Genomic DNA, 10,399 nt, shown 5'->3' with positions numbered 1-10,399 from the left:
GTACCGCAAGAGTCTGGCCATCGATAAGGAACTGGGGCACAAGGAAGGCATGGCCAACCAGTACGGCAACCTGGGCATCCTCTATCAAACCCGCGGCGAGCTGGACCGGGCCGAATCCATGTACCGCAAGAGCCTGGCTCTCAATGAGGAGCTGGGGCACAAAGAGCATATGGCCGCTGTCTACGGCAACCTGGGCAACGTCTATCGAATCCGCGGCGAGCTGGATCAGGCCGAATCCATGTACCGCAAGGGCATGGCCATCGATAAGGAACTGGAGCGCAAGGAGGGCATGGCCGCTAAATATGGCAACCTGGGCATCCTTTATCAGATCCGCGGCGATCTGGCACAGGCCGAATCCATGTACCGCAAGAGTCTGGCCATCGATAAGGAACTGGGGCGCAAGGCGGGCATGGCCAACCAGTACGGCAACCTGGGCAATCTCTATCAAACCCGCGGCGAGCTGGATCAGGCCGAATCCATGTACCGCAAGGGCCTGGCCATCGACGAGGAGCTGGGGCGCAAGGCGGGCATGGCCGTTAAATATGGCAACCTGGGCATCCTCTATAAAACCCGCGGCGAGCTGGACCGGGCCGAGTCCATGTACCGCAAGAGTCTGACGCTCTTCCAGGATATTGGCGCTAAGCCGCAAGTGGAACAGGTCCAGGGCTGGTTGGAACAGCTGAGATCGGATCAGCCGGGGAAATGACCCAGGACCCTCGATGAAGGAAACCCAAACCCGGCCATGAGCGGCAGCTATGATGCCTCTGCCATCGAGGTCCTGAGCGGGCTCGACCCGGTACGCAGGCGTCCGGGTATGTATACGGATACCACCCGGCCCAACCATCTGGCCCAGGAGGTGATCGACAACAGTGTGGACGAGGCCATCGCCGGCTTTGCCCGCAGGCTCGAGGTGGTACTCTTCGCCGACGGCTCTCTGCAGGTCAGAGACGATGGTCGCGGCATGCCGGTGGATCTGCACCCCCAGCAGGGCCTGCCCGGCGTCGAGGTGATCCTCACCAAGCTGCACGCCGGGGGCAAGTTTTCTACCGCCAGCTACCGGTTTTCCGGGGGCCTGCACGGCGTTGGGGTCTCGGTGGTGAACGCCCTTTCCAGGCGTCTGGAGGTCCGGATCCGGCGCGACGGTAAGGAGTACCGGATGGCCTTCGCCCAGGGTGACAAGATCTCGGCGCTGGAAACAATCGGCGACGTCAGACGCACCGATACCGGTACTACTCTGCGTTTCTGGCCGGATGAAGGGTATTTCGATAGCCCCAAATTCTCCCGGTCGCCGCTGAAGCATCTGTTGCGGGCGAAGGCGGTGCTCTGTCCCGGACTCGAGATCGGTTTCCGTGACGAGACCACCGGTGAGGAGCAGACCTGGTGTTACCAGGATGGCCTCAAGGATTACTTGAGCCAGTCCCTCGCCGGTCTCGCAACCATCCCCGCCGATCCCTTTGTCGGCAACCTGGAGGGGACCAATGAGGCCGCGAGCTGGGCCTTGGTCTGGCTGCCGGAGGATGGCGATCCGGTCACCGAGAGCTACGTGAATCTGATCCCTACGGTCCAGGGCGGCACCCATGTCAATGGTCTGCGGACCGGGCTCACGGAGGCGGTGCGGGAGTTTTGCGAATTTCGCAACCTGCTCCCGCGGGGGGTCAAGCTGACCCCGGAAGATGTCTGGGCGCGTTGCAGCTATATCCTGTCGATAAAGCTGCTGGACCCTCAGTTTTCCGGCCAGACCAAGGAGCGGCTCTCGTCTCGGGAGTGTGCCGCCTTTGTCTCCGGCGTGGTGAAAGACGCCTTCAGCCTGTGGCTCAATCGGAATGTGGCCGAGGCGGAGCGTATCGCCGAGCTCGCGATCGGCGCCGCCCAAGCCAGGCTGCGGGCCGGGCGCAAGGTGACGCGCAAGAAGGTCTCCCAGGGGCCGGCCCTGCCCGGCAAGCTGGCGGATTGTACCTCCACCGATCCCGAGCAAAGCGAGCTCTTTCTGGTGGAAGGCGACTCCGCCGGGGGCTCGGCCAAGCAGGCCCGGGATCGGGAGTTTCAGGCCATCATGCCCCTGCGCGGTAAGATCCTGAATACCTGGGAGGTCGACCCCGCCGAGGTCTTGGGCTCACAAGAGGTACATGACATCGCCGTTGCCATCGGCGTGGACCCGGGCAGCAGTGATCTCTCACGGCTGCGGTTCGGCAAGATTTGTGTCCTGGCCGACGCGGACTCGGATGGTGCCCATATCGCGACCCTCTTGTGCGCCCTGTTTCTAAAGCATTTTCCGAGCCTGGTAGAAAAGGGACATCTCTATGTGGCGATGCCGCCGCTGTACCGTATCGACGTAGGCAAACAGATCTTTTATGCCCTGGACGATGCCGAGCGGCAGGGCGTGCTGGATCGCATCGAGGCGGAGAAGCTCAGGGGCAAGGTCAGCGTGCAGCGCTTCAAGGGGCTCGGCGAGATGAACCCCATGCAGCTGCGGGAGACCACCATCCATCCCGATACCCGGCGCCTGGTCCAGCTCACGGTGGAGGAGCGGGAAGCAAGCAATTCCTTGATGGACATGCTGCTGGTCAAGAAACGGGCGGCAGACCGGCGCGGCTGGTTGCAGGAGAAGGGAGACTTGGCCGAGGTTTGAGCGGGCTTGTGTACGAGATGGGCGATTCTATTTGAATTCAGGCCATATTCCACCCTTTCAGGCGATGAAGAACTGGTACCAAAAACAGCCAAATCTGTTCAAAAATAAGGTCTATAACCCTGCGGGATTTGACACCCCAGTAAAGAGCTATTCTCTGTTCCAAGCCAGAAATGAGCGATTCTATGCAGATTGTCATTCCGATGTCAGGCTTTGGTGAGAGATTTCGCCGTGCAGGATATTCCGTTCCAAAGCCGCTCATCGAAATCGAGGACAAGCCAGTTATTGCGCATATTATTGATATGTTTCCTGGTGAAAGTAACTTCATCTTTGTCTGTAATCAGGAGCATCTGAATAAACCTGCATACCGCATGGAAGCAATCCTAAAAGAGTACTGCTCAAGTGGGCGTATAGTCGGCATTCCACCGCACAAGCTCGGTCCGGTTTATGCCGTTCGCCAGATTGAAGATATGCTTGATCAAACTCGACCAGTAATCGTGAATTACTGCGATTTCACATGTTATTGGGACTGGGGACATTTTAAGCAATTCGTGCGTGATGTCGAGTGTGTCGGCGCAATTCCGGCGTACCAGGGTTTTCACCCGCATTCCTTTGGCAACACGAACTACGCCTACATGAGAGAAACAGGCGGCTGGGTTCAAGATATTCAGGAAAAGCAGCCATATACAAGTAATCGGATGCAGGAGTATGCATCCAGTGGAACCTACTACTTCGCGACCGCACGGATCATGAGCGAGGCATTTCGTTCGGCAATGGAGCAGGATTTGAATGTAGGGGGAGAGTACTACGTCAGTCTCGCGTATAGGCCGCTGCTTGCCAACAAACAACCTGTGGCCGTTTATCCGCTTCAGCACTTCATGCAGTGGGGAACGCCGGAAGATGTTGCCGAGTACAACATGTGGTCCAGAGCTTTCCGGCAGTTGGTGGCTACCACTGTGGTCAAGTCTCAAACCATGGGTACTGTGATCGTACCAATGGCCGGTCTCGGTCAGCGTTTTGCCGCTGGGGGCTACTCGCTAACCAAACCCCTGATACCTGTTTCCGGACAACCCATGGTCGCTCAGGCAACACATGACTTGCCACCTGCCGAACAGCATGTCTTTGTGCTAAGGTCCGATATGCAAGGCCATCGGGAAGTAACGACTGAACTGACACGACTCTATCCCAAAGCGATCATCAAAACGATCAATCAGGTAACTGAGGGGCAGGCATGCACGGCCTTGATCGGTTTGGATGCCATAGCCGAGGAACTGGGGGACGTACCGGGCCCGATCACAATTGGGACCTGTGATAATGGTGCCTTGTATGACCTTACGGCCTTCCGAAGTTTAGTCGGCGACCCGGATGTAGACGTCATCGTATGGGGAGTCCGTGGCTACCCCAATGCGATACGTCACCCGAAGATGTATGGATGGATCAATGCCAAAGCTGGAGTGATCCGTTCCATCTCAGTCAAAACCCCTCTCGATAGCCCGACTTCCGATCCGATTGTCCTTGGGACATTCACATTTCGTCGTGCAGAAGATTTCCGCCGAGTAGTGGAACGGCTCATCGACCGTGATGGACACATTAACGGTGAGTTTTATATCGATTCATGTATCAACGATGCGATCGCGCTCGGGATGAATTGCCGTTTGTTTGAAGTCGACAGTTACTTGTGCTGGGGTACTCCTAATGACCTACTCACTTTCGAATATTGGCAGTCATGTTTTCACAAATGGGAATGCCATCCTTATGGGCTGGAAAAGGATGCACGAGTATCCCAGAATGCTATCGATCTTCTCAAGTTTAGATATAGAGCTACACGTCCGGCTCTGCCGGCATTAATGAAGTAATGAAATTGACTTCTGGGTTTTTTCGCTACCTGTTTGTCGGGATTGGCTCAAATATAATCAACTTCTTTACCTGCTATTGCAGCATTTCGATATTTCATTCTTGTATAGTTGGAAAAAATAAGGGCGTCACATAGGAGATTGTCGTGATGACAAATAAGTTTGGCTTTCTTTCGAAGCTTGATTTTATGCAAGACCTAGCCTCGGTATTTATCGCCGGCATCAATCCGGCGATCATTCATAATCTGGAAAAATACTATGCCTTAAAGAAAGTCCACTACCTTTCTGCAATTGAAGACATAGAGGGGGATTATCTTGAGTTCGGTGTTTTTACTGGCAGCTCGTTTTGTCACTCTATTAGATGCTGTAAAAAATTAGCCAAGATAGCTCCAAAGATTTCAAGCACGAAATTTTACGGATTTGATTCGTTTGCCGGGTTCGGTGACCTGACGGAGGAGGACAAACACCCCTTCTACACCGATGAAAATTTTTCCACAAGTTCATCCAATGTCAATCGCAGAGTTCGGCGGGTTGCCGCAGGACTTGATTTCAAACTGATTCCGGGTTTCTTTAGTGAGTCATTGAAAAATGGTGCGTCTCATTTGGACATCACTAAGTCACGCGTGATCTTTATTGATAGTGACACATACTCCAGCGCATATGACGCCCTTACTTTTTGTATTCCAACTATACAAGCAGGCACCTTCATTATTCTTGATGACTATTATTCCTATCGGGGCGCTGAGTCACGCGGCGTTGCACGGGCTTTTAATGAATTTGTTTCCAAATCCGGAGTAAAAGTACGGCAGGTATTTACCTATGGTATGGGCGGTGTGGTTTTCGTGGTATCCGAGGTAATCCGATGAAACTTTCCCTTGCCATCCCCTGCTACAACGAAGCAACAAACTTACCTTTGCTGCTTGACCGCTGCATGGCCTTAGACTCCGGCAGCGATATTGAAGTGATATTGGTTGACAATGGTTCGACAGACAAATCATTGGAAGTATTGTCAAAACTACTTCCAAGATATTCGAACTGTCGGACCGTTCGCGTCGAGACGAACCAAGGCTATGGATTTGGAATTCTGTCAGGTCTAAGGGCTGCCAGAGGTGATATTATGGGTTGGACACATGCTGACATGCAGACCGACCCTCAAGATGCGCAAAAAGGTCTGGAGCTTTTTGATCGGCACGGGGATGGCATCTTTGTGAAAGGGCGACGCTATGGTCGGCCCATCATGGATGTAGTGTTCACTGTCGGCATGAGTGCATTTGAGACACTCTTGTTGGCACGGCCCATGTGGGATATCAATGCCCAGCCGACGATGTTTTCTCGTAGGTTTTTTGAGACCTGGCAATCCCCGCCGCACGACTTTTCGCTGGATTTGTACGCCTACTATCAGGCCAAAATGCACGAACTTAAAGTGCATCGTTTTCCGGTCAAGTTCGGCGAGCGGGCCCATGGCGTTTCACACTGGAATGTCAACTGGGCGGCCAAGTGGAAGTTCATTCGCAGAACAGTGGACTTCAGTCTTCAATTGAAAAAGAACATGGTAGTGGTTAATATTTGAATGATTTGTTGGGCACGCCACACGCAGCACCCCCTCTCCCTCCGGGAGAGGATCGAGGAGAGTGAATCAAATCAAGCAACGGGGCATAATGAACCCTTCTACGCTAACCATTTAAAAATGGCTCTTTATGGATTCCGGACTGCTTTGGAGTGCGCCGGCAAAGCGGCGCGTCCGAATCAAACCTCGACAGCGGGGATACCAGCGGCGGTTGCCGGGAATCTGGGCACTTAAGGTTTCACCCGCGCCGCGGCGACGGCGCTTTCCCCTGGCCGCAAAGCCTGTGTTGGAGACGGACGCATCGCCAAATCCAAAGCGGCGGTGGGCCAGTGTTCCATGCCAACGCTGTGGTTACATCGGGTATCGCGGATTCCGGTAGGTCCTGAAGTCAGGGTGCCGCCGCACTCCAGAACCTCCGGTAGTACCTTCCATGATCGTGAACAGTCCGGAATCCATAAAGAGCCTTAAAAATTTACCACTACCAGATCGCGCCAGAGAAGATGCGTCCAAAGGGAGACTGTATTTGGATGATAGGGGATAATTCCGTAACTGATATACGCGGAGGGCGGGAAAAGATCAGCGCGGTTACTTGCAGAAGATTCATGAAGGCACCCCTCTTGGTGTCGACGAAAAGGCTCCAGATGCCTCATTCCGCGAATTTGGAAAGCTCGGATGGTTAATTTCCAAATTAGGGGTGAGCCATGGTTGATTTCAAATCATCGGTCATGGAGTATTGCTCTGATATCGGTCGCAATCCTCTAGAAGCTTAGCCCGCTTTCTATCGATCAAGTAGCTGCCCTTTTGGACTGGAATGCTGAAAAATATCGCATTCGCTGTGTAAAATAATCTCAGTAATAATTAGAGTGATACTGATGCGAATAATATCGTTTGCTCACCGTTTTCGCAATTGGCTCTTTCCGAATGATGAGTCTTTTCCTACGGTTGATTCCGCCGACTACAACCGACCGACAGTACTCTTTATTACGTCCATCGTATTTTATTGTATTTACCTGCTAGCCATGCAACCGGAATGGGTTTTGGGCGGAGAGATGTGGGCGGAGATGGCTACAAATTACTATCCGAATTCAACCGCTTCCTCGATCGCGGTAAAGTTTTTCTCAACTGATGCCGGATACATTCCACTGCCGCAAAGGATACTGGCCTTTATCGGCAGCTCATTAAATTTGCCGGCAACTTCCATTCCCTACTTTTATACGTGGTCTGCCATATTGGCCACAGGGATTATGGTGGGTGCATTCTGTCTCAGGCCTTTTCGGGTCCTTGTAAAGAGCGACTTTTTGAGATTCTGGGCTGCTATTGCAGTACTCATGCTTGCTGATTTCGGGACCCGAACATTTATAAATTTCACCTATTTCTCTGCTTTTTTGGTTGCTGTTGTTACCGCTCTTGCGCTTGTTGAGAGGTCTCATGAGGTCCCACGGTGGAGCTGGTTCGTTCCCATTTTTATGCTTTCAAAGCCTGCTGTTTTGTCTGTGCTGCCTGCCATGATCTTAGTTGCTTTTGTCGGCAAAACAAGATTCAGGCTCATTACCATTGTTAGCTCGATCCTCGGCCTGGCACAGCTCATAAGGATGGCATTCAGTCATTCTGCTGGCACCATGCATTGGGTTTCCAAGAGTGACTTTACTCTTATCGATAAACTAATCGCTTCAATTAAGTATTTTGTTGGCTTGCTCGGTGCTTTCTTCGCAGGCAGGTTACCGGTTGAGCTCTATCAACCCATGTGGTTTGGTTTGTTGTTGTTGGTTGTTTGTGTCTATATTCTAATGAGGCGCCGTACCCATTCCGGTGCTCTAATTTTAGTTGGATTAAGTATTTTATTTTTCAGTGTTCTTCTAAATGTCTTTGCTTTGAGTAATTTCTGGAGCCCCAACATGGAGAGGCTTGTCAGTCCGCCGGAAGTAACGCCTAGTCTCGGTTTTCGGATGTATCGGCATAGTATGGTTGGATATTGTGGTGTTATTTTAGTTGTAGTTGGTATGATCTCTGCTGTGGTTAATCAAAACCAGGGGCGCTTCTATTCCGCGATACCCGGAGTGGCCCCTACTTTATTTTTAGTGTGGTTTTATATTTCCGGTTGGTTTTCCTTTGCTGGTACCTTAAACCGTACGCCAGACTTCCCAAGGTTGAATAATTCGCAATGGCAGAATATGGCCTCTGTCATTGATTCAGGTGCTGCAGTTTGTGTGCCTACCGAGCCTATTACATGGCTTTTTCGAAGGAATTGTTCTCGGTTAGCTCCTATTGGACCTTCGCATAATCTGTATGTTGATGACTTTAACCGGAGCCATTATTTTCAGCCTTTGCCGGTAAGTGGTATATCCAGCAGTGTTGATTTGCCTGTACAGGAGGTTTCCGATAATCGGGCATTGCTTGCATTAGCTGTTTTTGTCAAACCGATTACCGCTCAAGCGATGGACGCTAATGCCCAGGCCGATATTGTAATGAAAGACGGCAGCACCAAATATCTGCTTGGTTCGCGTGAGCTGCCTTCAGAGGGAGGTCTGCTTATGCTCTCGTCCAAGGTACCTATCTCAATTAATGAGATCAGGGAGATTACTCTGAGCATTGATCGCCCTGTCGAATTGGCATATCTCTCAAATGATCCGATAGTCATGTGGATGGGAAACTAGGAGCCATTGACATTTAACTCTAACCGACTGTTTTCATATGCGCGGACCTTCTAAAGGTCAACGCACTCTGGTGCATAGCCAGACGGGCGCGTATCATTCGGACGACGAGAGGGGACAGGATAAGCAACTAGGGATAGAATTCGTACCCGGTTGCCTGATCCTGGACCCGCCATATATGCGGGCTTAAGGCCAATGCCATTAACTTAAATCATCGTAATTGTTCAACCACCCGATTGTTTTTGCCATCCATGGCACCTGGATTCCGGCAATACTTACCGGAATGACGCGGTGGGAGCCAAACGAACCGATCTCATAATCCTTAAGTCAATGGCATTGGGCTCAAGGCTCTGGATACGATCCGCCAAGGCCATATGCCCTGTCAAGCCCCCGGAGAACGCAGAGATGACAGGTTTCTCATTCGGACATGCAGCCGGCGCTGATTGGCGCGAGGCGGCGGATCAGTGCCTCGCCACACTTGGGCCAGTTCCCGAGGCGGGTAATTTGGGGATTCTCTATGTTACGGATGCGCTCGCGGGACACATGGGCGAGGTGCTCGACCGCTTCCGCGCGTCCACCGGGGTAACGCATTGGGTGGGTACCGTCGGCATAGGGATCTGCGCCACCGGGGTCGAGTACTATGAACAATCTGCAGTGGCGGCGATGATCGGGGAGTTCCCTGACGACTCCTTCCGCGTTTTCTCCCCCATCCTCAAGGACCTGGACGACTTTACGAGGCGCAACAATGACTGGATCAAAACCCATCAGCCCTTCCTCGGGCTGGTCCACGCCGATCCTTCCAATCCCCTTACCGAGGCCCTGGTCAAGCAGCTAGCCGAGCGCACGGTCTCCGGCTTCCTGGTCGGTGGTCTGGCCAGCTCCCAGGAAAGCACCTATCTGTATGCGGACGGGCTTACCCAAGGCGGAGTCGCGGGGGTGTTCTTTTCCCAAGAAGTGGGTGTAGTCACCCGCCTGAGTCAGGGCTGTGTCCCGATCGGTCCGCACCGGGTCGTCACCGAGGCCCAGCGCAACATCATGATTCAGCTCGATGGGCGCCCGGCCCTAGATGTGTTGAAGGAGGATATTGGGAAGATCCTGTCCCGGGATCTAGCCCGCATCGGCGGCTATATCTTCGTCGGTCTCCCCATCGCCGGCTCGGATACCGGCGACTATCTGGTACGCAGCCTAGTCGGCATCGATCCGCAAAATGGCCTCGTCGCCATCGGCGACCTGGTCGAGCAGGGCGGACGTGTGATGTTTTGCCGGCGTGACGCCAATACTGCGCGAGAGGATCTTTTACGCATGCTGACGGCGATCAAAAAGACCCTCGACGGATCGCCGCGGGGCGGCATCTACATTTCCTGCCTGGGACGTGGCCGTAACCTATTCGGTGAGGATTCCGACGAGCTCAAGCTCATCGCCTCGGAGCTGGGGGATTTCCCCCTGGTCGGCTTCTACGCAAACGGCGAGATCTTCCAGGACCGACTCTATGGCTATACAGGCGTGCTGACGCTTTTTACCTGATGGTAAGCTTCTCTACACTACAGAGTATGGCTGTCAATTACCAAAATATCTTTTGTTTGAGAAGGTAGGTGATAAATTTGGATTTCATCTTCCATTATCAATTTGGCTCTTTATGGATTCCAGACTGGTTAGGATATTTTGCGCAAATTTGCCTTCTCAGCAAGCCAGAGGGGCGTCG

Annotated in this window: 7 protein-coding genes; all 7 read left to right on the top strand. The window is 52.9% G+C overall.

The annotated features are described in order from the left end of the window. Positions 1-706 (top strand): tetratricopeptide repeat protein (locus tag BQ17_RS14180; protein ID WP_141699291.1); only part of this gene is annotated, 706 nt, incomplete at its 5' end. A gap of 36 nt (positions 707-742) precedes the next feature. Next, positions 743-2,629 (top strand): DNA topoisomerase IV subunit B, encoded by a 1,887-nt coding sequence (gene parE, locus BQ17_RS14175; protein WP_089728136.1) that lies wholly within the window; start codon positions 743-745, stop codon positions 2,627-2,629. Positions 2,630-2,811: 182 nt separating this feature from the next. Beyond that, positions 2,812-4,482: a sugar phosphate nucleotidyltransferase gene (locus BQ17_RS14170; protein ID WP_141699290.1), complete on the top strand. Its 1,671-nt coding sequence runs from the start codon at positions 2,812-2,814 to the stop codon at positions 4,480-4,482. 146 nt (positions 4,483-4,628) lie between these two features. After that, positions 4,629-5,345 carry a TylF/MycF/NovP-related O-methyltransferase gene (locus BQ17_RS14165; RefSeq protein WP_089728134.1) on the top strand — a complete coding sequence of 239 codons (717 nt, stop codon included), beginning with the start codon at positions 4,629-4,631 and terminating at the stop codon, positions 5,343-5,345. Beyond that, positions 5,342-6,049 (top strand): glycosyltransferase family 2 protein, encoded by a 708-nt coding sequence (locus BQ17_RS14160; protein WP_089728132.1) that lies wholly within the window; start codon positions 5,342-5,344, stop codon positions 6,047-6,049. The genes BQ17_RS14165 and BQ17_RS14160 overlap by 4 nt, the downstream gene beginning before the upstream one ends. An 869-nt stretch (positions 6,050-6,918) precedes the next feature. Next, a complete protein-coding gene (locus BQ17_RS14155) occupies positions 6,919-8,700 on the top strand; it encodes a hypothetical protein (RefSeq protein ID WP_141699288.1) in 1,782 nt (593 codons plus the stop codon). 402 nt (positions 8,701-9,102) lie between these two features. Then, positions 9,103-10,221, top strand: coding sequence for an FIST signal transduction protein (locus BQ17_RS14150; RefSeq protein WP_089728129.1), 1,119 nt, complete (start codon positions 9,103-9,105; stop codon positions 10,219-10,221). Positions 10,222-10,399 lie beyond the last annotated feature (178 nt).

The organism is Candidatus Thiosymbion oneisti (assembly GCF_900092655.1).
GTDB lineage: Bacteria > Pseudomonadota > Gammaproteobacteria > Chromatiales > Chromatiaceae > Thiosymbion > Thiosymbion oneisti.
The sequence above is the reverse complement of the archived record's forward strand: the minus strand, read 5'-3'. Positions and strand labels throughout refer to the sequence as shown.